We start from the raw sequence: 20,529 nt of genomic DNA, 5'->3' as shown, positions 1-20,529 counted from the left end.
CCCGGACGTAATGCCGGGCCGGCCTGTTTCAGCTTACTGCAGCACATGCAACTCGGTGACGACGTAGCGGCTCCCCCGCTGCTCCACCTGAAAGCTCACCTTCTCCCCGCCTGAAACGCCTTCCAGCAATTTCGGCTCGCCCACCTCGAACACCATGGTCATCGGCGGCATGCCGACGCTGGCGATGGGGCCGTGACGCAGGGTGATCTTCTGCGCTGCAAGATCCACCTTGCGCACCTCGCCCTGGCTCAGCGGCGCGGGTTCGGCAGCCTGCAGCGGCAGGCTGAACAGGGTGGCCAGGGCCGTGATCATCAATGTGCTCTTCATACGTGCATTCCTCCAGCAGGTCATTCGGCCAGCACCTGGATGCGGCCAGTCATGCCGGCCTGGTAGTGGCCGGCGATCAGGCAGGCGAAGTCGAACTCGCCTGCACGGTTGAACGTCCAGATCATCTCGCCGGTCTGCCCGGGCGCGACATGCGCCATGTAGGGCTCGTCGTGCTCCATGCCGGGAAACCTGGCCATCATCGCGGCATGCTGATCCAGCTCGGCCCGGGTGCCGATGACGAACTCATGCAGCAACTGACCGTCGTTGTGATGAACGAAACGGATGGTCTCGCCCTGCCTGACCTGCAGGCGATCCGGTGTGAAACGCATCTGGTCGCCCATGCGGATGTCGATGCTGCGGTCGACCTGTGCAGCGCTGCCAGCGATGCCCCAGGGCTTTTGCTCCATCGGCATCGCCGCGGCATCGTGAGTGCCATGGGCTTCGCCGTGGGCAAGTGCCAACGGGCTATTCAGGACGCCACCCAGCGTCAGGGTCAGGGCAAGAAGCGATAGGGTTTTCATTCAGGATGTTCCTCGATTGGTCTGCTGATCGGGCCGCGCGTGGCAGCCCGGCGTGTTTTCAATGCCCGGCATGGCCACCGGGTTTGCGTACCTGCACGTCCACCGGCGCCTCGACCGGCCGCTCGAGCGGCATCGACTGGCCGCCGCCGTCATGCGTGCGGCTCGGCTCGGCCAGGGCGCCTGTCCACTCGTAGGCCTGCGAACCAGGCGGATGCCTGAACCAGCCCGGATTGCGGTAATCACCAGCGGCCTGTTCCTTGCGCACCTTGAGCAAGGTGAACATGCCGCCCATCTCCACCGAGCCGAAGGGCCCGTCACCGGTCATCATCGGCACGGTGTTGTCCGGCAGCGGCATCGGCATCTCCGCCATGTCGGCCATGCCGCGCTCGCCCATCACCATGTAGTCGGGCACCAGCCTGGCGATCTTGCCGGTCATGTCGCGGTGATCGACGCCAACCAGCGTCGGCACGTCGTGGCCCATGGCATTCATGGTGTGGTGGCTCTTGTGGCAATGCAGTGCCCAGTCGCCCTCCTCGTTGGCGATGAACTCCACCTGGCGCATCTGCCCCACCGCCACGTCGGCGGTCACTTCCGGCCAGCGCGAAGCCAGTGGCGTCGGCCCGCCGTCGGTGCCGGTCACCTCGAATTCGTGGCCGTGCAGATGGATCGGGTGGTTGGTCATGGTCAGGTTGCCGACACGCAGGCGCACCCGCTCGCCCTGACGCGCCACTATCGGATCGATGCCGGGAAACACGCGACTGTTGAAGGTCCACAGGTTGAAGTCGAGCATCTGCATGATCTTCGGCGTGTAGGCGCCGGGCTCGATGTCGTAGGCGTTGAGCAGGAAGCAATAGTCGCGGTCCACCTCACTGATCAGCGGATGGTGCTCCCTGGGATGGGTGACCCAGACCCCCATCATGCCCATGGCCATCTGCACCATCTCATCGGCATGCGGGTGGTACATGAAGGTGCCGGGCCGGCGCGCGACGAACTCGTAGACGTACGTCTTGCCCACCGGGATCGCCGGCTGGGTCAGGCCCGAAACGCCGTCCATGCCGTTGGGCAGGCGCTGGCCATGCCAATGGATGCTGGTGTGCTCGGGCAGCTTGTTGGTGACGAAGATGCGTACCCGGTCGCCCTCCACCACCTCGATGGTCGGCCCCGGTGACTGGCCGTTGTAGCCCCACAGGTGAGCCTTGTAGCCGGGCGCCAGCTCGCGCACCACCGGTTCGGCGACCAGGTGGAACTCCTTGACGCCGTTGTTCATGCGCCACGGCAGCGTCCAGCCGTTGAGCGTCACCACCGGGTTGTAGGGGCGCCCGCTGTCCGGCTGCAAGGGCGGCTGGGTATCGGCGCTGGCCTGCAGCACCGGCTCGGGCAACGCGGCCAGGGACACCCGGCTGACCGCCGAGGTGGCGACCGCCGCACCGATGGCACTGGCGCCGAGAAAGAAATCACGTCGTGAAACCATGTCAGGAGATCCTTGTTCAGTGGCCGCCAGCGGCCGGCTCGGCACTGGCGACTGGCGCCGCGGCGAGCGAGGGATTGGGTGTGCCCAGCAGGGCCATGTCGAGGTCGACGCGGGCCAGCCAGAAATCGCGCTGCGCCTGCAGATAGCCATCCACCGCCTGCACCTGGCGACGGGCGTCGGCAAGCAGCTCGAAGGTGCTGATGAACATGCCGTTGTAGCGCAGCAGGTTTTCCTCGGCCATGCGCTGGCGCAGCGGCAGGACCTCGACGCGATAGTGGCGCGCCAGTTCGAAGGCGTTGCGATAGACCTGGTAGGCCTCGCGCACCTGCGAACGGGCATTGATCGCCGTCTCGGCAGCCCGGTTGAGCGCCTGGCGATACTGCGCTTCGGCCCTCGCCACCTTGGCGCCACTCCAGTCGAACAGCGGCAGTTCGACGCTGATCTCGTAACCGCGCTGGGTCGGTTCCTCGTTGGAGCGGTTGTTGACCACGCCCAGCTCCAGCACGTTGACGAAGCGCGTGGTGCGCGTCAGCCCAAGGTTCTGCGCCAGCCGTTCGACGTCCAGGCGCATCGCCTGAATGTCCTGGCGCTGGCTCATGGCCAGACGCTCCACCTCCGGCAGCTCATCCGCCGCATCCGGCAACGGCGGCAAGCGCTCGGGCAGGCGGTAGGCAATCTGCTCGCCCCACAGCCCGAGCAGCCGGGTCAGCCGCTCGCGGCTGGCTACCCGCGCCTGTTCGGCACGCAGTACGGCGATCCCCGCCTCGGCATAGAAACCCTGCTGCTCGGCCTGCTGCAACTTGCTGAAGTTGCCGACCGCCGCCAGCCGCCTGGCCAGTTCGGCGCCAGCTTCGGCGGCCCCCAGTACCTGCCGCGCGTAGACCAGCCCCTCCTCCGCCGCGACCGCCTGGTACCAGGCCTTGCGCGTCTCGCTGGCCAGCTCGACCACCGCCAGGCTGGTGCGGCGCTGCAACTGCTCGAAGCGCCTGCCTTCGAGACGCGAGGTCATCGGCAAGGCGATCAACCGCGCCAGGTTCAGATGCAGACCGCGCTCGTATTCCACCTCGCGGCCTTTCTCCAGGCGCCCGTAGGAGAAACCGGGATTGGGCAGGCGCCCGGCCTGTACCCGCTCGGCTTCGCCAATGCCCAGCTCGTCGAATGCAGCCTGCAGGCCGCGATTGTTGAGCAGGGCCAACTGCACCGCCGCGTCGAGGTCCAACGGCGCGGCCAGCAGTTCACCGACGCGCGCCTTGATCTGGCTGCGCCCGGCGTCGTCGCGCGCCCAGAGCACCTGCTTGTCCAGCTGACGTTCGGCGCCTTGCTGCACCGCGTCGAATCCGCCGTCCTCGCTGAAGCTGGCGCAACCGGCCAGCAGCGACAGGGCACAGAGCAGCGCCAGAGGTTTAATGATGGTCATGACCACCTCCCGTAGCAGGCTCGGCAGATGACTCGGCCGGCTGCGCCCAACCCTCCATGCTGTAGGTACGCCAGCCGCCGATACGACCGACCTGGTCGTTGGCCTCGCGCCAGTCCTGCAAGGGTTCGTCGGTGTGCGTGCGGTAGTCGCTCAACGGCGACTGGTAGGCCTGTGCCGGCACTGCGGCAGCGGCATCCAGCGGGTCGGGCTGGACGGCCAGCAGCACGCCGGGCAGCGCCAGGGCACAGGCACCCAGCGACCATCCGGCAATCGGATGAAACTTCATGATGTGTTCTCGCGTAGGGCGGCCAACCGGCCGCATGAGCTACAAGCACCGGTCTACGGCGCTAACCTCGGGGGCTCAGGCGAGAAAAGGACGCGGGGGGCGTTCAGGCGTGTCGGCGACGCCGATGACGAGGCGATCGGGCCAGGCCATGGGCGGCTCGGCGCTTCGCGCGATGCTGTGATTCAGGAACGGCTCGCCGGGCGCGGCGACACCGACGCAGAAGGCGCACAGGGTGCAGACACCGCCATCAGCGGCGGGCGCGGCATTCTGCTGCAGGTCAGACGCATCGGCCGTGACCATGCCATGAGCCATGCCGGACACGCCATGCTCCGTCATGCTCATCGACATGACGCTGCTGCGGTGAACCTGCTGGCAAAGTTGCATGCCGAGCGCCGCCATGGCCTGTGTCGGCAAGGCCAACATCAGCATCCAGATCAGGGCGGTACGCAGGGTCTTGCGCATAGAGGTCGTGCAGCCGGTTCAGCAAGCGATGTTCGGATTATCCTCACGCCGGGCGCTTTGTCCAGCGCTATAGGGTCAAATGCCCGGCGTACAGGCCATAGCCGGCCACCACGGCGGTCAGCAGCACCGCGCTGAAGATCAGCCACTCATGGGGCCGGAACAAGGCCTGGCCCAGTTCGCGCTTGGCCCGCCGGAACAGCAGCACGCCCGGCGCGTAGAGCAGCGCCGACAGCAGCAGGTACTTCACCCCGCCGGCATACAGCAACCAGGCGGCATACAGAATCGCCAGCAGACCGACCAGCAGATCCTTGCGCCGTACTGCGGCTTGCGCCCCGTAGGTCTCGCCACGCACCACCAGCAGCAGCGCATAGACCGACGACCACAGATAGGGCACCAGGATCATCGACGAGGCTAGGTAGATCAGCGACAGGTAGGTGCCCTGAGCGAACAGGATGATCAGCAGGAACAACTGGATCATCGCGTTGGTCAGCCAGAGTGCGTTGGCAGGTACCTTGTTGGCGCTCTCCCGGCGCAGGAAGGCCGGCATGGTACCGTCCTTCGCCGCGACGAAGAGGATCTCCGCACAGAGCAGCGCCCAGGACAGCAATGCACCGAGCAGCGAGACGGCCAGGCCGACGCTGATCAGCACCGCGCCCCAGCGCCCCACCACATGCTCCAGCACCCCGGCCATCGACGGGTTCTGCAACGCGGCCAGCTCGGGCTGGCTCATCACCCCCAGCGACAGCAGGTTGACCAGCATCAGCAACGCCAGCACCCCGAGAAAGCCGATCACCGTGGCCGTGCCGACATCCCTGCGCCGTTCGGCACGCGAGGAATACACGCTGGCCCCCTCGATACCGATGAACACGAACACGGTGACCAGCATCATGTTGCGCACCTGCTCCAGCACGCTACCGAACTGCGGGTTGCTGCGCCCCCAGATATCCCGCGTGAAGACGTCGCGATCGAACGCCAGGCCGACGATGACGATGAACAGCAGGATCGGCACCAGCTTGGCCACGGTGGTGACCAGGTTGATCAGCGCAGCCTCCCTGATCCCGCGCAGCACCAGGGCATGCACGCACCACAGCAACACCGAGGCGCAGCCGATGGCCAGGGGCGTATTGCCCTCGCCGAAGGCCGGGAAGAAATAGCCCAGCGTCGAGAACAGCAGCACGAAGTAACCGACGTTGCCCAGCCAGGCGCTGATCCAGTAGCCCCAGGCCGAGGAGAACCCCATGTAATCGCCCAGACCGGCTTTGGCATAGACGTATACGCCACCGTCCAGCTCCGGCTTGCGATTGGCCAGGCCCTGGAACACGAACGCGAGCGCCAGCATGCCCACCGCCGTGATTCCCCAGCCGATCAGCACCGCACCGACATCCGCCCGGGCGGCGATGTTCTGCGGCAGCGAGAAGATCCCGCCACCCACCATCGAGCCCACCACCAGCGCGGTGAGCGCACCCAGGCTCAGTTTTCGACTTCCGTCCGACATGGCGGTCCCTCTGCGAGCTACCGCCAAACTCTAGCAGGCCGTTGAAAAACGTAGGCGAGGCAGCCAGTGCAAGACGGAAACAGGCGAAAAAGCGGAGTTTACGAGCTGTAAATGAGCATTTTGAGCCTGTTTTTAACGCTGCAATGGCAACGCAGGTAGTTTTTCAACAGTCTGCTAGACCAGAGCGGTGAACCTACCAGCATACTTCCCCGCTCAGCCCAGCATCGTCACGTGATGCGGGTGGCTGGCCACGCGATCGAGCCAGGCACGCACCGCCGGGAAGGCTTCGAGGCTGAAGCCGCCTTCGTCCGCGACATGGGTATAGGCATAGAGCGCGATATCGGCGATGGAGTAGTGCTCACCGACCAGGTAGGGCGTGCGTTCGAGCTGCCTCTCCATGACCTTGAGCGCCTTGTAGCCGAGCTTCAGGCAGCGCGCGTGCTCCTCGCGCCGTTCCTCGGGCATCCCCTGGTAGAGCTGGATGAAGCGCGCCACCGCGACATAAGGCTCATGGCTGTACTGCTCGAAGAACTGCCACTGCAGCACCTGAGTACGCAGGCGCGGCTCGCTGGGCAGAAACTCGCTGCTGTCGGCAAGGAAGTTGAGAATGGCATTGGACTCCCACAGGCAGGTGCCGTCGTCCAGCTCCAGCACCGGAATCTTGCCGTTGGGGTTCTTCGCCAGGAAGGCTTCGCTCTGCGTCTCGCCCTTGAGGATATCGATGGGAATCCACTGGTACGGCTTGCCCAGCAGATGCAGCATCAGCTTGACCTTGTAGCAGTTGCCCGAACGGTAGTCGCCATAGACCTTGAACATCGCGTTGCCCTCCCTATCAATCCTCGCGGCAAGCTCGCCGCCAATCACCCTGCCTGCCGGAGCTGCCGTGTCCGGAGCACTCGCGGCTCACGCCGCGCCTGCAGGCAAACAACCCTCACGCACCCTGCGCACCACGGATCACCGCAGCCAACCGGCGCAAGCCCTCGCCCAGGCGCTCCGGCGCCACATGGCTGAAGTTCAGTCGCAGATGCCCGGGGTTGGCGTCCGGGTCGATGAAGAACGGCTCGCCCGGCATGAAGGCGACATTCTGCGCCAACGCCGCATCGAGCAGCGTACGGGTATCGAGCGGCTGCTTCAGGGTCAGCCAGAAGAACAGGCCGCCCTGCGGAACCTCCCACTCGGCGAGATCGCCGAAATGCTCCAGCAGCGCACCCTGCATGGCGTCGCGACGGATACGGTAGAAGTCGCGCAGCTCGGCCAGGTGACCACGGTACTGCTCGCTGCCCAGCCACTGCAGCGCCTGCCACTGACCGATGCGGTTGGTGTGCAGATCGGCCGACTGCTTCAGGCGCAGCAGGTGCGGGTACAGGTCCCTGGTGGCGATCAGATAGCCCACACGCAGGCCCGGCAGCAGCGTCTTGGACACAGTACCGGTGTAGATCCAGCTGGCTTTGCGCAGGCGGCTGACGATGGGCGTGGCGCTCCCGGCATCGAACACCAGCTCACGGTATGGCTCGTCCTCGATCAGGGTCACGCCGAATTCGTCGAGCAGCGCCGCCACGGCCTCGCGCTTGGCTTCGCTGTAGCGCGTGGCGGACGGATTCTGGAACGTCGGGATCAGGTAGGCGAAAGCCGGCTTGTGCTGTTCCAGGCGCTGACGCAACACGGCCAGCTCGGGGCCGTCGGCCTCCTGCGGCACGCTGATGCAGTCGGCACCGAACAGCTGGAACGCCTGCAGCGCCGCCAGGTAGGTCGGCGCCTCGAGCAGCACTTCGGTGCCCGGATCGATGAACAGCTTGGCGGCCAGGTCCAGCGTCTGCTGCGAGCCACTGACGATCAGCACCTGGCTGGCATCGCACGGCACCCCCAGGGCACGCGCCTCGGCAGCGATGGCTTCGCGCAGCGCCGGCTCGCCTTCGCTCATGCCGTACTGGCCCATGCTCGCCGGCATCTCGGCCCAGTCCACCTTCGGCAGCATCGGTTCGGCCGGCAGGCCACCGGCGAAGGACATCACCTCCGGACGCTGCGCCGCGGCAAGAATTTCACGGATCAGGGAGCTTTTCAGGCGGGCGATGCGTTCGGAGAAGGCCATGGTGTGTCCTGGGGTGCCAAAGTCGTTTAATTAAGTCAAACTGCTTGACCGAAACTACGCCGCCACCCAGAGATACGTCAATATGACTGACCTAAAAAATTTCTCCGAGAAATTTTTAACGTCGCCCGGCGACAGCCCCCAGGGTGGCCTCAATGGTGCGCAGGTCATGCGCAATTCCGCCGCCCAGCAGGCCGCCATGGAGGCCTTCTTCTTCGGCTATCAGGCCTTCACCGCCAAGCCCGACGAGATGCTGGCCAAGCGCGGGCTGTCGCGCGTGCACCACCGCATCCTGTTCTTCATCGCCAAGTACCCGGGCCTGAACATGACCGAACTACTCGGTTACCTGGGCGTCAGCAAGCAGGCATTGAACATGCCGCTGCGCCAGTTGATGGAGATGCACCTGGTGCAGAGCGAGGCGGCAGCGGACGACAAGCGCAAGCGCCTGCTGGTGTTCACGCCGGAAGGCGCCAAGCTGGAACAGGCCCTGCGCCGGGAACAGGCCCGCCTGCTGCAGCGCGCGTTCGCCGAAGTGGGCGAAGACGCCGTGCAGGGCTGGCTCCAGGTCAACCTGGCCCTGGCCTCCAGCCACAGCAACTAGTCCGGGCCATGGCCCATGCAGCTGGCCTTCTGCAACCATCCATCGCCGATTTGACGCAGCGATTGCGTCATGGCCGCCTCCTCTGCGAACATATGCGAATCATTATCAACTCAACTTAGATCTCGCGAGGGGCGTGTGTCGGTTCAGGACTCCAGCAATCAGCAGTTGGTCGGCCTGCTCTACCGCGATCACCGCGACTGGCTGTTCGGCTGGCTGCGCAAGAGCCTGAACTGCGCGCAACGCGCGGAAGACCTGAGCCAGGACACCTTCGTCCGCCTGCTGGGGCGCACCGAGCTGCACAGCCCACGCGAACCCCGCGCCCTGCTCACCACCATCGCCAAAGGTCTGCTGGTCGACCAGTTCCGGCGCAGTGCCCTGGAGCGCGCCTACCTGGATGAACTGGCGCTGGCCCCCGAGGCCGTGCAACCCAGCCCGGAAGAACAGGCGCTGGCCCTGGAGCAACTGGCGGAGATCGATCGCCTGCTCGGTCAGCTGTCGAGCAAGGCGCGCGCGGCATTCCTCTACAACCGCCTGGACGGTCTCGGCCATGCCGAGATCGCCGAGCGCCTGGGGGTCTCCCCTTCCCGCGTACGCCAGTACCTCGCCCAGGGCCTTCGCCAGTGCTATGTCGCGCTGTATGGGGCACCGCAATGAGCCAGGTTTCGGCTCGCGCCCTGGATGAGGCGATCGCCTGGCAGCTGTGTCTGGGTTCGGGCAATGCCAGCGAGCAACAGCACCTCGAGTTCGCCAGGTGGCTGGCCGCCCATCCCGAGCACGGCCTGGTCTGGCGCCGCCTCGGCGGGATCGATCAGCAACTCGCGGCGGCCAACACGCCCCTGGCGCGCCGTGCGCTGCTGCAAGGCGGCATCAACCGCCGACGCAGCTTGCGTCGCCTGGGCGGTGGCACCCTCGGCCTGCTGCTTGCCACCGGCGTCGCCCTGACCCTGCTGGCCCAACAGCGCCCGCTGGACGACTACCTGGCCGACTATCACACCGCCAGCGGCGAGCAGCGCGACCTGTTGCTCGCCGACCGCAGCCAGGTGCGCCTCAACAGCCGCAGTGCGCTGGACGTGGAGTTTGATGCCAAAGAGCGTCGCCTGCGCCTGCGCAGTGGCGAGATCCTGATCCAGACGGCCAAGGGTGATACGCGCCCGTTCATCGTCGAGACCGAGCAGGGCCGCCTGCACGCGCTGGGCACGCGCTTCCTGGTGCGCCGCGAAGGTGCGGCGACCGAGCTGATCGTCCTGCAGTCGGCCGTCGCCGCCAGGCCGCAGGCGGCCACCCAGGAACGCATCATCCACAGCGGCGAGCAGGTGCGCATGGACCGCCACCACCTGAGCGACAGCTCGCCCGCGCCGGTCGGCGCCGACGCCTGGAGCCGCGGCATGCTGGTGGCGGACAACCTGCCGCTGCAACAGCTGATCGACCAGCTGGGCGAATACCGCAGCGGCTACCTGGGCCTCGATCCGAGCCTGAGCGGCCTGCGCATCAGCGGCAGCTTCCCGCTGCACGACAGCGACAAGGCACTGGCCGCCATCGCCCTCAGCCTGCCCGTGCAAACCGAGCGACTGGGCCCCTGGTGGACTCGCGTGGTGCCCCGGGAAAAATAGTTTTCCCTCCCCCCTGTCACTTTTTCGTTCTGCTTCGGCAAGAAGGCATTGAGATACATTAACTCTTAGGAGACGTTCGCAATGTCCTTCCGCCCTGCTCCGTTCCGCCACACACTGCTGGCCCTGACCGTCGCCTGCGCCGGCCATGCCGGCCTGGCCCACGCCGAAGCCTATCAGTTGCCGGCAGGCCCACTGGCGCCGACGCTCAATCAGATCGCCAGCCAGGCCGGCGTGACCCTGAGCATCGACCCGGCCCTGACCGAGGGCAAACGTTCGGCGCCGGTCAGCGGCGACTACGAAGCCATCGACGCGCTGAACCAGGCGCTGCGCGGCACCGGCCTGCAGCTGCAGGGACGCGGCGGCGCCTACAGCCTGGCCCCCGCAGCGGAAGCGGCGATGGCCCTGCCGGACGTGACCGTCACCGCCAGCGAGCAGGCGGCCGAGCACGCCCTGGGCCCGACCCGCGGCTACCTGGCCAATCGCACGGCCACCGGCACCAAGACCGATACGCCAATGCTGGAAACCCCACGCTCGATCTCCGTGGCCACCCGCGCGCAGATGCAGGATCGCAAGGTGCAGAACCTCGACGATGCCGTGCGCTACATGCCCGGCGTGATCGCCAGCAGCTACGGCAGCGACAGCCGCGCCGACTGGATGAAGATCCGCGGCTTCGAACCGATCCAGATGCTCGATGGCCTGCCGCTGCCCAAGGGCAGCTACACCATGGCCAAGCTGGAAACCTGGAACCTGGAGCGCGTCGCCGTGCTGCGCGGGCCGGCCTCATCGGTCTATGGCCAGACCCCGCCCGGTGGCCTGGTCGATGCCGTCAGCCGCCGGCCGCAGGCCGAGAGCAGCCATGAGGTGCAGGTGCAGATCGGCAACTACCAGCACAAGCAGATCAGCTTCGACAGCACCGGCAAGATCGACGACGACGGTCGTTTCCTCTACCGCTTCAGCGGTGTCGGCCGTGACAGCGGCACGACCGTCGAGCATATCGACGATCAGCGCTTCAACCTGGCGCCGAGCCTGACCTGGAACATCGCCGACGAAACCAGGCTGACCCTGCTCGGCCAGTTCAACCGCGACGATACCGGTGGCACCAGCCAGTTCCTGCCGTTGCAGGGCACCAAGCTCGATACGCCGGCTGGCAAGGTCGACTACAACAAGAACCTCGGCGACCCCGACTGGGAGTTCTACGACAAGACCTTCTATGCCCTGGGCTATGCCTTCGAGCACCGTCTCGACGACATCTGGCAGTTCCGCCAGAACCTGCGCTACAGCAAGCTCGAACTGGACAACCAGATCATCACCGCAGGTGGCTGGTCCGGTGCGGTCAGCGACGACGGCAGCGTCAGCCGCGGGGCCAACGTGTACGACGAGAACATCAGCCATTTCGCCGTGGACAACAACTTCCAGGCCGACTTCAGCACCGGCGCGCTGGATCACACCCTGCTGCTCGGCCTGGATTACCTGCGGGTGAACACCGACTACCGCTGGCTCTACGGCAGCGCGCCGAGCAGCAACATCATCACCCCGATCTACGGCCGAGACTTCAGTGGCGTCACCTACGGCGCCTTACAGGACTACAACCAGAAGCGCCGCAACACCGGCCTCTACCTGCAGGATCAGATCGCCCTGGACGCCTGGCGCCTGACCCTCGGAGGGCGCTGGGACCGACTGGAAACCGACTCGGTGTTCCACAACGCCAGCGACGCCAAAGACAGCCGCCGCGACAGCCAGTTCAGCGGCAACGCGGCGCTCAGCTACGTCTTCGACAGCGGCTTCACCCCGTACCTCTCCTATGCCGAGTCCTTCCAGGCCGAAGCGGGCGGCAGTGGTGGCGAAGCGTTCAAGCCCAGCACCGGCAAGCAGTACGAACTGGGGGTCAAGTACCAGCCACCCGGCAGCGACCTGCTGCTGACCGCTGCGGTCTATGACCTGAAACGGCAGAACATCGTCACCACCAACGTCGCCGGGGCTACCGAGCCGGTCAGTGAAGTCCAGGTACGCGGCCTGGAACTGGAGGCCACCGGTAACGTCACGGAAAACCTCAGCCTGACCGCGTCCTACACCTACACCAACAGCAAGATGACCGAGGTGGGCGACTCGCGTGACAAGAACCGCGCGCTGCCACTGATCCCCGAGCATCAGGCGTCCGTCTGGGCCGACTACGACTGGCATCAGGGCGCGCTGGCAGGCTTCGGGGTGGGCTTCGGCGCTCGCTTCGTCGGCTCCACAGACAACATCGCGGTCGGCAGCATGGGCTTCGTGCGCGACGCCTCCGACGGCCACAGCAGCGCCTACACTGTCTACGATGCCGTCGTACGCTACGACCTGGGCCAGCTCGATAGCAGCCTGCGCGGCGCCAGCCTGTCGCTCAATGCCAGCAACCTGTTCGACAAGGAGTACCTGGCCACCTGCGACGGCTTCTACTGCTATGCCGGCGACCCGCGCCGGGTCACTGCCAGCCTCGACTACAAGTGGTAGGCAGGCAGCACACCGGGGTCGCCCAGCGGGCGGCTCCGGCCCTATGCAACACCCTCAGTCAACCTGCTCCGGCAACTCGGCCGCCGCACTGAAGAACACCCGCATCAGCGCCACTCCGGCACCGAGCAGGGGCAGCACGGCCAGCAGCGCCAGTATCACGCTGGCCAGCATCACCCCGCCGGCGATGTCGAGCCAGGCCATCACCTTCAGCGCCGGATAGGGGCATGCCACCTTCAGCAGGCGAATCCCCAGCCAGGCGGTGCAAGCCCCCGTCAGCGCCAGCAGCAGCATGTAGCCCAGCGTCGGCCAATCCAGGGCGGTGAACAGCTGCTCGCCGAATGCGCGGTCCGCCAGTTCCAGCGACACCGTCACCAGCAGCAGGCTCCAGATCGGAGCCGCCAGCTGCCGGGCGGCGAAGCGTGCCTCGGCGAACGCCTTGAAGCGCAGCAGCAGGTAGCAGCCAAGCAGCACCAGCATCAGGCTCAACCAGCCGATGTAGCTCTGCAGCCGCTGCGCCTCGCGCTCATCCAGCCATGCGCCGGCCAGGGTCAGGCCGACCACCAGGGCATTGGCCAGCACCGCCACCAGCGCCAGCCAGCCAAGCACGCGCAGTTGGCGGGCGCTCCAGCCCGGCAGTGGCGGAACCACACGACGGTCGAGCAATTCCACCTGCGGTGCGCTGTAGGGATTGTCCGGCTGCATCACCCTGCCCCTGTTCGACGATGGCTGCAGGCTAACCAGCCAGGTCCCGCTTGAACAGACTGTACGGTTCAACCCAGGCGTGGCTGTATCGCGACTTCATGCCGGCAGCGCAATAGGCTTTGCCAGTCACCGGAGAACAACAATGACGCCCGAACTCCTGCTCGCCTTCATCACCTTCGCCTTCGTCACCTCGGTGACGCCGGGGCCCAACAACATGATGCTGCTGGCCTCGGGCGTGAACTTCGGCTTGCGCCGCAGCATTCCGCACATGCTCGGTATCAGCCTGGGTTTCATGCTCCTGGTGACGGCGACAGGGCTGGGCCTTGGCCAGCTGTTCGAGCGCGTGCCCGTGCTGCACGAGGTGCTGCGCTATGTCGGCGCCGCCTACCTGCTCTACCTGGCCTGGAAGATCGCCCAGGCCGGCGCGCCGCAGAGCCGCGAGAACCCGACCGCGAAGCCCTTCACCTTCCTCCAGGCTGCCGCCTTTCAGTGGGTCAACCCCAAGGCGTGGATCATGGCCATCGGTGCTATCACTACCTATACGCCGCAGGACGGTTTCTTCAGCAACGTGCTGCTGATCGCGGCGCTGTTCGCCCTCGTCAACTGCCCCAGCGTGGGCCTGTGGACGGTGGCTGGCAGCCTGCTGCGCAACTGGCTGGACAATCCGCGCCTGCTGCGCGCGTTCAACATCGGCATGGCCCTGCTGCTGGTCGCCTCGCTGTATCCCATCCTCGTCGACACTGGAATGTTCTGATGCAAGATGTCGCCCCTACCCGCCTGCGCCCGCTGGCGGACACCTCCACGTCGGCCGTGGTCGCCGGCTTCATCGCCATGCTCACCGGCTACACCAGCTCCCTGGTGCTGATGTTCCAGGCCGGCCAGGCGGCAGGCCTGAGCGCTGGCCAGATATCCTCGTGGATCTGGGCCCTGTCGATCGGCATGGCGCTGTGCTGCATCGTCCTCTCGCTGCGCTACCGCGCGCCGGTGATGATCGCCTGGTCCACCCCGGGCGCCGCGCTGCTGATCACCAGCCTGCCGCAGGTGTCCTACGGCGAAGCCATCGGCGCCTACATCCTCGCTTCGGGCCTGATCCTGCTGATCGGACTGACTGGCACCTTCGATCGCCTGATGCGCCGCATCCCTGCCTCCATCGCCGCCGCCCTGCTGGCCGGGGTGCTGTTCAAGATCGGCCTGGAAATCTGCGTGGCAGCCGAGCAGCAGCCGACCCTGGTGGTCGCCATGCTGCTCGCCTACCTGTTCGGCAAACGCCTGTGGCCGCGCTACGCGGTACTCGCCGCGCTGATCGTCGGCAGCCTGCTGGCCGGCCTCTTCGGCCTGCTCGATTTCAGCGGTTTCGAACTGCAGCTGGCCACGCCGCAATGGACCACGCCGAGCTTCTCCCTGGCTGCGGCGATCAGCATCGGCATCCCGCTGTTCATCGTCGCCATGGCCTCGCAGAACCTGCCGGGCATGGCCGTGCTGCGCGCCAATGGCTACGACGTACCCGCCTCGCCGCTGCTGACCAGCACCGGCCTGGTGTCGATCCTGATGGCGCCGTTCGGCAGTCACGGCATCCACATGGCCGCCATCAGTGCCGCCATCTGCGCCGGCCCGGAGGCCCACGAAGACCCGCACAAGCGCTACACGGCGGCGGTCTGGTGCGGTGTGTTCTACGCCATCGCCGGCCTCTTCGGCGCAACGCTGGCCTCGCTCTTCGCCGCCCTGCCGGCCGCGCTGATCCTGTCCATCGCCGCGCTGGCGCTGTTCGCCTCGATCATCGGCGGCCTGACCCAGGCCATGAGCGAGCCGAACGAGCGTGAAGCGGCGCTGATCACCTTCCTGGTCACCGCCTCGGGCATGACCCTGGCGGGCGTCGGCTCGGCATTCTGGGGCATTGTCGCCGGCCTGCTGACCCTGGCGATCCTCAACGCCGGCAAACGCTGAGCGGGTTCAGAGGGGCTCCTGCGGAGCCTCTCGCTTTGCTGCGGCTACGCCCCGTCGCCCTGAGCCACCGGCTCGACCAGCTCAGCGCCGTGTACGCGGTTGACCCACAGGCCGAACAGCGCCGCCGTGACGAACATGATCAGGCTGTAGATCGCCGCCGGAATGGCCATGGTCGGGTTGTTCAGCAACGCCGGGCTCAGCGCCAGCGCGATGGCCAGGGTGCCGTTGTGGATACCGATCTCCATGGCGATGGCGATGGCCTGGCGCAGATCGAGCTTGAGCAGGCGCGGCACGCAGTAGCCCACCGCCATGCTCAGCAGGTTGAAGGCCAGCGCCGCACCACCCACCGCCGGCGCGTACTCGACGAAGGTGCGCCAGTCCTTGGCCACCGCCAGCAGGATGATCAGCAGCAGGAACAGCGCCGAAACGATCTTCACCGGTTTCTGCATGCGCTCGGCGAAGTGCGGGAAGCGGCTGCGCAGCCACATGCCGATGGCAACCGGGCCGAGGACGATGGCGAACACCTGCACCACTTTGGCGAACTGCAGCGGAATGGCCTGGTCGGCGGACATGAAGTGCGCCAGCGACAGGTTGACGATCAGCGGCATGGTCAGGATGGCGACCACCGAATTGACGGCGGTCAGGGTGATGTTCAACGCCACGTCGCCATGGGCCAGGTGGCTGTAGAGGTTGGCCGTGGTACCGCCCGGCGAGGCCGCCAGCAGCATCAGGCCGACGGCCAGCGCCGGCGCCAGGCCGAACAGCTTGGCCAGGAAGAAGCAGGCCAGCGGCAGCAGGAGCAACTGGCAGGCCAGGCCGATCAGCACCGGCCGGGGAAACTTGGCCACGCGGGCGAAGTCGGCCAGGCTCAACGACAGGCCCAGGCCGAGCATGATGATGCCCAGCGCGGCGGGAAGGAAAAGCGTCAGCAAGGGATCGGCGGTCATTATTGTTATCGCTCCTGTTCAACCTGGCAGGATTCTGCGCAGTCAGGACCACCGCTGACAGTGGCCCTGCGTGCCAAGATTCGCCCGTGATCGCCTCCCGCGCGGGTGCGATCAGATCGCCGTGGCGCCACCGTCGACGGCCAGGGCCTGGCCGGTGGTGAAGCCGGCGTGATCGCTGCACAGGTACAGCACAGCCGCGGCGATTTCTTCCACCTTGCCGATGCGCCCGACCGGATGCATGGCGGCGGCGAACTCGGCCTTGCGCGGGTCGGCCTCGTAGGCGCGGCGGAACATGTCGGTGTCGATCACGGCGGGGCATACCGCATTGACGCGCACCTTCTTCTTCGCGTATTCCACTGCCGCCGACTTGGTCAGGCCGATCACCGCGTGTTTGGACGCCGCATAGATGCTCATCTTCGGCGCCGCCCCCAGGCCCGCCACCGACGCCGTGTTGACGATGGCGCCGCCACCCTGGGCCAGCAGGAGCGGTATCTGGTGCTTCATGCACAGCCACACGCCCTTGACGTTGACGCCCATGATCGCGTCGAACTCGGCCTCGTTGCCGTCGGCCAGCTTGCCCTGCTCGATCTCGATACCGGCATTGTTGAAGGCATAGTCCAGGCGGCCGTACTGGCTCAGGGTCGCCTCCATCAGGGCCTTCACCTCGGCATCGCGGGTAACGTCGCAGCGCACGAAGCAGGCGTCACCACCGGCGGCACGAATCAGCTCGGCGGTGCCTTCACCGCCAGCCACGTCGACATCGGAAACCACCACCTTGAGCCCTTCGGCAGCGAATGCCTGGGCGGTGGCGCGGCCTATGCCGGCCGCAGCGCCGGTGACCAGGGCGACCTGGCCGGAGAACGTCATGCTCATGTCTGCTTCCTCGCAACGATTCTTGTTGAATTGGCGAGGAGTCTAGCCAGACGGCTGGGCGCAGAGCAGCACTATCAGGCTCTGGAGTGACAGGTCATGCAGGGCGCTGATGGCGTGGCGCCCTGGGTCGGCGCGCGGCTCAGCCCTGCAGTTCGGCGACCACGGCGGCCAGCGCCTGCGCCGGGTCGGCGGCCTGGCTGATCGGACGACCGATCACCAGGTAGTCGGAGCCGGCATCCAGCGCCTGGCGCGGGGTCAGAATGCGCTTCTGGTCGTCGGCACTGCTGCCGGCCGGACGAATGCCGGGCGTCACCAGTTGCAGACGCGGCTGTTCGAGCTTGAGCGCCGGCGCCTCCTGCGCCGAGCAGACCAGGCCATCGAGCCCCGCTTCGGCAGCCAGGCCGGCCAGACGCAGCACCTGCGCCTGCGGCGCTACGTCCAGGCCGATACCGGCCAGGTCCTGCTGCTCCATGCTGGTCAGCACGGTCACGCCGATCAGCAGCGGCTTGGCGCCAGCCAGCTTGTCCAGTTCATTGCGGCAGGCCGCCATCATGCGCAGGCCGCCGGAGCAATGCACGTTGACCATCCACACGCCCATCTCCGCCGCCGCCTTGACCGCCATCGCCGTGGTGTTGGGAATGTCGTGGAATTTCAGGTCGAGAAACAGCTCGAAGCCCTTGGCCTGCAGCGCCTCGACCACTTGCGGGCCGCTGCGGGTGAACAGCTCCTTGCCGACCTTTACCCGGCACAGCGCCGGATCGAGCTGGTCGGCCAGCGCCAGGGCGGCGTCACGGCTGGGGAAGTCGAGGGCGACGATGATGGGGGTTTGGCAGGCAGGCATGGGACGGCTCTCGGGCTGAGTCAAAAACGCCGCGCATTGTAGCGCAAAGCGACCGGGCGCTGGAGCAGCACGCGACCCGGCGCCACCGCAGAACGCGCTCGCCTGCCGCAGGCCGCAGAGGGGGCGCGGCCGACGGCATGCAATCAGGCGATCAGCCGCTCTCGCAGGCGCCCGAGCATGCCCATCAGGCTGCCGACCTTTTCCTGCTCACGCTCGTCACGCGGCACCTCGGCCAGGCGGCTGACCACCTGCTGCGGCTGCGCGCGCCAGATCGCCGCCTGTTCGGCGGCAGCCTTGAGGCCCTTGTCGAACAGGCCACGGCGAATCGGCTTGGGCAGGTAGCGAAAGATCTGCGCCTCGTTGACCAGGCGCAGCAGGGCCTGGGTGTCCTGAAACGGCGTGACCACCAGGCTGAGCAAGCGCGGGTGGGCCTGAGCCAGGGTCTTGAGCAGCGGCGCGGTGTCTTCGCCGGCAAGCTTGAGGTCGCTGACCAGGATGTCCACGCGCTCGTTGTTCAGTTGCAGCATCGCCTCGGCGAGGTTGCGTGCACGCAGCAGGCGATGCCCCCCGGCCACGCAGAACTCACCGACCACGGCGAGGGTGTCGGGCTCGTCGTCCAGCAACAGCAGCGAGAGCGGTGCGCTGAGCTGTTCGTGGGTAGTGGCAAGCAGCGGCTGGGCCTGGCGCACGGCCAGCTCGGCGGCCTGGCGCAGGGTGAAGGCCATTTCCTGCTGATCCCAGGGCTTGGTCAGGTAGCGGAAAATGCCGCCGTTGTTCAGCGCCTCCACCGCCGCATCCAGATCGGAGTAGCCGGTCAGCAGGATGCGCAGGGTGTCCGGTGCGATCTCGCGCGCCTCGGCGAGCAGCTGCGCCCCGCTCATCTGTGGCATGCGCTGATCGCTGACCAGCACATGGATGTGCTCGTCGCGCAGGCGTTGCAGGGCGCGCAGCGGGTCGCTCTCGGTCAGCACCTCGTAGTGACGCCGGAACTGCAGGGCGAGGCTGCGCAGAATGCGCTCTTCATCGTCGACGAACAGTATGCGAACGGGTGCGGACATCAGGCGCTCCTTTTCATGGCGACGGTGACGGGCAGTGGCAGGCTGATCAGGAAACGCGTGCCGCGTCCCGGTTCGGAGGCGACACGGATCTGGCCGCCGTGGTCCTGGATGATCTTGTAACTGATGGACAGGCCCAGGCCGGTGCCCTGCCCCACGGGCTTGGTGGTGAAGAAGGGGTCGAAGATCTTCGCCAGGACCTCGGCCGGCATGCCGCTGCCGTTGTCCTGCAACGAGACGTGAACACCCTGCTCGTCCGCCCAGCTGCGAATCTGGATGCGCCCGACCCCGTCGATGGCCTGCGCCGCGTTGGTCAGCAGGTTGAGCAGGACCTGGTTGATCTGCGAGGGCGCGCAGGCAACGCGGGGCAACTCGCCGAGCTGCTGCACCACCTCGGCCTTGTCCTTGATGTGGTTGCGGGCGATCAGCAGCGCACTGCGGATGCAGTCGTTGAGGTCGACCTCTTCGCTCATGGCCCGGTCCAGGCGGGCGAAGTCCTTCAGGCCGACCACCAGTTCGGCGATCTGCTCCAGGCCATACAGGGTGTCCCCGTAGAGCTGCTGCAGGTCCTCGGCGAGCAGCTCCGGGGCCGCCTGCCGGCGCGCCTGTTCGGCAGCCTGCAAGGCCTCGCCCAGACGCGCTTCGTCGCAGCCGGGATCGTTCAGGCACTGGCCCAGATGAGCCTGGGCCGCGGCCAGATCGAACAGCGGCGCGCTGAGCTCACGCAGCAGCTGCACGTTGTTCTTCACATAGCCCAGCGGGGTATTCAGCTCGTGGGCGACACCCGCCACCATCTGCCCCAGCGAGGCCATCTTCTCCGACTGCAGCAGCTGCGCCTGGGACTCCTTGAGGTCCACCAGCGCCTGGCGCAGCACGCGATTGCGCTGCGCGACCCGTGCCTCCATGGCCTTGAGCAGGTCGAGCACGGTACCCAGGCCGCAGTAGTGGCCATGGCCATCGATGAGGATGAAGTCCTCGGTGATCGGGTACTGCAACTGCGCCGTGACCTGCTTGGCCGCCTCTTCCAGGCCGGCCTCGAGCGAGACGATCAGCGGCGCGGGATTCATCACCTCGCCCACCGGGTGGCGCCCGCGCAGGTCGCGGCCGAAGCGCTGCATGAAGATGTCCTGCAAGGTGGCGCGGCTGACCAGCCCCAATGGCAGTCCCTGGTCATCGACCACCGGCAGGGAAAGGAAGGCGCGGTGCTCGGCCGCCAGGAACAGGTCGGCCACCTCATTGATGCTCATCGACGCAGCGAGTGGTTCGACCGCTCGCATCAGCGATTGCAGCGCTCTGGCTTGGGTCACGAACAGCCTCCCCCAGCTGTTTGAAAGTCGCCATTCAAACAGCGCCAAGTTGCCATCATGTGACAGAGATCACGATCGCCTCCGTGCTTCAGGCGCA

The 20,529-nt window shown here is 66.5% G+C and carries 21 protein-coding genes; 6 read left to right on the top strand and 15 right to left on the bottom strand.

Going from position 1 to position 20,529, the window contains the following annotated elements; genetic code table 11:
• Positions 1 to 33: 33 nt before the first annotated feature.
• The 9 genes from EWH21_RS10935 to EWH21_RS10895 all read right to left on the bottom strand — a co-directional run bounded on the left by EWH21_RS10935 (position 34) and on the right by EWH21_RS10895 (position 8,068).
• Positions 34 to 327, bottom strand: a complete 294-nt coding sequence (locus tag EWH21_RS10935) for a copper-binding protein (RefSeq protein ID WP_277700506.1) — start codon at positions 325 to 327, stop codon at positions 34 to 36.
• A gap of 20 nt (positions 328 to 347) precedes the next feature.
• On the bottom strand, positions 348 to 848 hold the full coding sequence (locus tag EWH21_RS10930; RefSeq protein ID WP_277700505.1) for a cupredoxin family protein: 501 nt from the start codon (positions 846 to 848) through the stop codon (positions 348 to 350).
• A gap of 58 nt (positions 849 to 906) precedes the next feature.
• Positions 907 to 2,319 carry a copper oxidase gene (locus tag EWH21_RS10925; RefSeq protein WP_277700504.1) on the bottom strand — a complete coding sequence of 471 codons (1,413 nt, stop codon included), beginning with the start codon at positions 2,317 to 2,319 and terminating at the stop codon, positions 907 to 909.
• A 16-nt stretch (positions 2,320 to 2,335) separates the two neighbouring features.
• A complete protein-coding gene (locus tag EWH21_RS10920; protein WP_277700503.1) occupies positions 2,336 to 3,736 on the bottom strand; it encodes a TolC family protein in 1,401 nt (466 codons plus the stop codon).
• Entirely contained in the window at positions 3,723 to 4,022 is a 300-nt protein-coding gene (locus EWH21_RS10915; protein ID WP_277700502.1) for a hypothetical protein, read from the bottom strand. Before EWH21_RS10915 ends, EWH21_RS10920 begins: the two co-directional genes overlap by 14 nt.
• Before the next feature lie 75 nt (positions 4,023 to 4,097).
• The gene (locus tag EWH21_RS10910) at positions 4,098 to 4,484 is read right to left on the bottom strand and encodes a hypothetical protein (RefSeq protein WP_277700501.1); all 387 of its coding nucleotides are present in this window, start codon (positions 4,482 to 4,484) and stop codon (positions 4,098 to 4,100) included.
• Positions 4,485 to 4,551: 67 nt separating this feature from the next.
• Positions 4,552 to 5,979 (bottom strand): arginine-ornithine antiporter, encoded by a 1,428-nt coding sequence (arcD, locus tag EWH21_RS10905; RefSeq protein ID WP_277700500.1) that lies wholly within the window; start codon positions 5,977 to 5,979, stop codon positions 4,552 to 4,554.
• A 213-nt stretch (positions 5,980 to 6,192) separates the two neighbouring features.
• Entirely contained in the window at positions 6,193 to 6,795 is a 603-nt protein-coding gene (locus EWH21_RS10900) for a glutathione S-transferase family protein (RefSeq protein WP_277700499.1), read from the bottom strand.
• 115 nt (positions 6,796 to 6,910) lie between these two features.
• Positions 6,911 to 8,068: a PLP-dependent aminotransferase family protein gene (locus EWH21_RS10895; RefSeq protein WP_277700498.1), complete on the bottom strand. Its 1,158-nt coding sequence runs from the start codon at positions 8,066 to 8,068 to the stop codon at positions 6,911 to 6,913.
• A gap of 82 nt (positions 8,069 to 8,150) precedes the next feature.
• Here EWH21_RS10895 and EWH21_RS10890 point away from each other — a divergent pair, with 82 nt between their 5' ends.
• From EWH21_RS10890 to EWH21_RS10875, 4 genes are all read left to right on the top strand, one after another.
• Entirely contained in the window at positions 8,151 to 8,666 is a 516-nt protein-coding gene (locus EWH21_RS10890) for a MarR family transcriptional regulator (RefSeq protein ID WP_277700497.1), read from the top strand.
• 135 nt (positions 8,667 to 8,801) lie between these two features.
• Entirely contained in the window at positions 8,802 to 9,320 is a 519-nt protein-coding gene (locus EWH21_RS10885; protein WP_047584268.1) for an RNA polymerase sigma factor, read from the top strand.
• Positions 9,317 to 10,276: a FecR family protein gene (locus EWH21_RS10880; protein ID WP_277700496.1), complete on the top strand. Its 960-nt coding sequence runs from the start codon at positions 9,317 to 9,319 to the stop codon at positions 10,274 to 10,276. The genes EWH21_RS10885 and EWH21_RS10880 overlap by 4 nt, the downstream gene beginning before the upstream one ends.
• Positions 10,277 to 10,357: 81 nt before the next feature.
• Positions 10,358 to 12,763 (top strand): TonB-dependent siderophore receptor, encoded by a 2,406-nt coding sequence (locus EWH21_RS10875; protein WP_277700495.1) that lies wholly within the window; start codon positions 10,358 to 10,360, stop codon positions 12,761 to 12,763.
• A gap of 54 nt (positions 12,764 to 12,817) precedes the next feature.
• On the opposite strand, the gene EWH21_RS10870 is transcribed toward EWH21_RS10875, so the two are convergent.
• Positions 12,818 to 13,465, bottom strand: a complete 648-nt coding sequence (locus tag EWH21_RS10870) for a hypothetical protein (RefSeq protein ID WP_277700494.1) — start codon at positions 13,463 to 13,465, stop codon at positions 12,818 to 12,820.
• A gap of 142 nt (positions 13,466 to 13,607) precedes the next feature.
• Between EWH21_RS10870 and EWH21_RS10865 the strand changes: the two genes are divergently transcribed.
• Positions 13,608 to 14,219 (top strand): LysE family translocator, encoded by a 612-nt coding sequence (locus tag EWH21_RS10865; protein WP_277700493.1) that lies wholly within the window; start codon positions 13,608 to 13,610, stop codon positions 14,217 to 14,219.
• On the top strand, positions 14,219 to 15,409 hold the full coding sequence (locus EWH21_RS10860; protein WP_037054316.1) for a benzoate/H(+) symporter BenE family transporter: 1,191 nt from the start codon (positions 14,219 to 14,221) through the stop codon (positions 15,407 to 15,409). Before EWH21_RS10865 ends, EWH21_RS10860 begins: the two co-directional genes overlap by 1 nt.
• Positions 15,410 to 15,453: 44 nt before the next feature.
• Here the strand turns inward: EWH21_RS10860 and EWH21_RS10855 are convergent, their stop codons facing one another.
• From EWH21_RS10855 to EWH21_RS10835, 5 genes are all read right to left on the bottom strand, one after another.
• Positions 15,454 to 16,356, bottom strand: coding sequence for a bile acid:sodium symporter family protein (locus tag EWH21_RS10855; RefSeq protein ID WP_037054318.1), 903 nt, complete (start codon positions 16,354 to 16,356; stop codon positions 15,454 to 15,456).
• Positions 16,357 to 16,467: 111 nt separating this feature from the next.
• Complete coding sequence (locus EWH21_RS10850; RefSeq protein ID WP_277700492.1) at positions 16,468 to 17,229, bottom strand: SDR family oxidoreductase; 762 nt, start codon at positions 17,227 to 17,229, stop codon at positions 16,468 to 16,470.
• Between the two features lie 139 nt (positions 17,230 to 17,368).
• Positions 17,369 to 18,070: an orotidine-5'-phosphate decarboxylase gene (pyrF, locus tag EWH21_RS10845; RefSeq protein WP_037054323.1), complete on the bottom strand. Its 702-nt coding sequence runs from the start codon at positions 18,068 to 18,070 to the stop codon at positions 17,369 to 17,371.
• A gap of 143 nt (positions 18,071 to 18,213) precedes the next feature.
• Positions 18,214 to 19,131 carry a response regulator gene (locus tag EWH21_RS10840; RefSeq protein ID WP_152490105.1) on the bottom strand — a complete coding sequence of 306 codons (918 nt, stop codon included), beginning with the start codon at positions 19,129 to 19,131 and terminating at the stop codon, positions 18,214 to 18,216.
• Positions 19,128 to 20,402: an ATP-binding protein gene (locus EWH21_RS10835; protein ID WP_277700606.1), complete on the bottom strand. Its 1,275-nt coding sequence runs from the start codon at positions 20,400 to 20,402 to the stop codon at positions 19,128 to 19,130. The genes EWH21_RS10840 and EWH21_RS10835 overlap by 4 nt, the downstream gene beginning before the upstream one ends.
• Between the last annotated feature and the right edge of the window lie 127 nt (positions 20,403 to 20,529).

Origin of the sequence: Pseudomonas sp. REST10 (genome assembly GCF_029542605.1) — a bacterium.
Taxonomy (GTDB): Bacteria; Pseudomonadota; Gammaproteobacteria; order Pseudomonadales; family Pseudomonadaceae; genus Aquipseudomonas; species Aquipseudomonas khazarica.
This window is presented reverse-complemented; position numbering and strand designations above follow the sequence as displayed.

Bases quoted from the DNA above. Each gene is read 5' to 3' on its own strand.
- EWH21_RS10935 (WP_277700506.1), bottom strand. From the start codon at position 327: ATGAAGAGCACATTGATGATCACGGCCCTGGCCACCCTGTTCAGCCTG.
- EWH21_RS10930 (WP_277700505.1), bottom strand. From the start codon at position 848: ATGAAAACCCTATCGCTTCTTGCCCTGACCCTGACGCTGGGTGGCGTC.
- EWH21_RS10925 (WP_277700504.1), bottom strand. From the start codon at position 2,319: ATGGTTTCACGACGTGATTTCTTTCTCGGCGCCAGTGCCATCGGTGCG.
- EWH21_RS10920 (WP_277700503.1), bottom strand. From the start codon at position 3,736: ATGACCATCATTAAACCTCTGGCGCTGCTCTGTGCCCTGTCGCTGCTG.
- EWH21_RS10915 (WP_277700502.1), bottom strand. From the start codon at position 4,022: ATGAAGTTTCATCCGATTGCCGGATGGTCGCTGGGTGCCTGTGCCCTG.
- EWH21_RS10910 (WP_277700501.1), bottom strand. From the start codon at position 4,484: ATGCGCAAGACCCTGCGTACCGCCCTGATCTGGATGCTGATGTTGGCC.
- arcD (WP_277700500.1), bottom strand. From the start codon at position 5,979: ATGTCGGACGGAAGTCGAAAACTGAGCCTGGGTGCGCTCACCGCGCTG.
- EWH21_RS10900 (WP_277700499.1), bottom strand. From the start codon at position 6,795: ATGTTCAAGGTCTATGGCGACTACCGTTCGGGCAACTGCTACAAGGTC.
- EWH21_RS10895 (WP_277700498.1), bottom strand. From the start codon at position 8,068: ATGGCCTTCTCCGAACGCATCGCCCGCCTGAAAAGCTCCCTGATCCGT.
- EWH21_RS10890 (WP_277700497.1), top strand. From the start codon at position 8,151: ATGACTGACCTAAAAAATTTCTCCGAGAAATTTTTAACGTCGCCCGGC.
- EWH21_RS10880 (WP_277700496.1), top strand. From the start codon at position 9,317: ATGAGCCAGGTTTCGGCTCGCGCCCTGGATGAGGCGATCGCCTGGCAG.
- EWH21_RS10875 (WP_277700495.1), top strand. From the start codon at position 10,358: ATGTCCTTCCGCCCTGCTCCGTTCCGCCACACACTGCTGGCCCTGACC.
- EWH21_RS10870 (WP_277700494.1), bottom strand. From the start codon at position 13,465: ATGCAGCCGGACAATCCCTACAGCGCACCGCAGGTGGAATTGCTCGAC.
- EWH21_RS10865 (WP_277700493.1), top strand. From the start codon at position 13,608: ATGACGCCCGAACTCCTGCTCGCCTTCATCACCTTCGCCTTCGTCACC.
- EWH21_RS10860 (WP_037054316.1), top strand. From the start codon at position 14,219: ATGCAAGATGTCGCCCCTACCCGCCTGCGCCCGCTGGCGGACACCTCC.
- EWH21_RS10855 (WP_037054318.1), bottom strand. From the start codon at position 16,356: ATGACCGCCGATCCCTTGCTGACGCTTTTCCTTCCCGCCGCGCTGGGC.
- EWH21_RS10850 (WP_277700492.1), bottom strand. From the start codon at position 17,229: ATGAGCATGACGTTCTCCGGCCAGGTCGCCCTGGTCACCGGCGCTGCG.
- pyrF (WP_037054323.1), bottom strand. From the start codon at position 18,070: ATGCCTGCCTGCCAAACCCCCATCATCGTCGCCCTCGACTTCCCCAGC.
- EWH21_RS10835 (WP_277700606.1), bottom strand. From the start codon at position 20,402: ATGCGAGCGGTCGAACCACTCGCTGCGTCGATGAGCATCAATGAGGTG.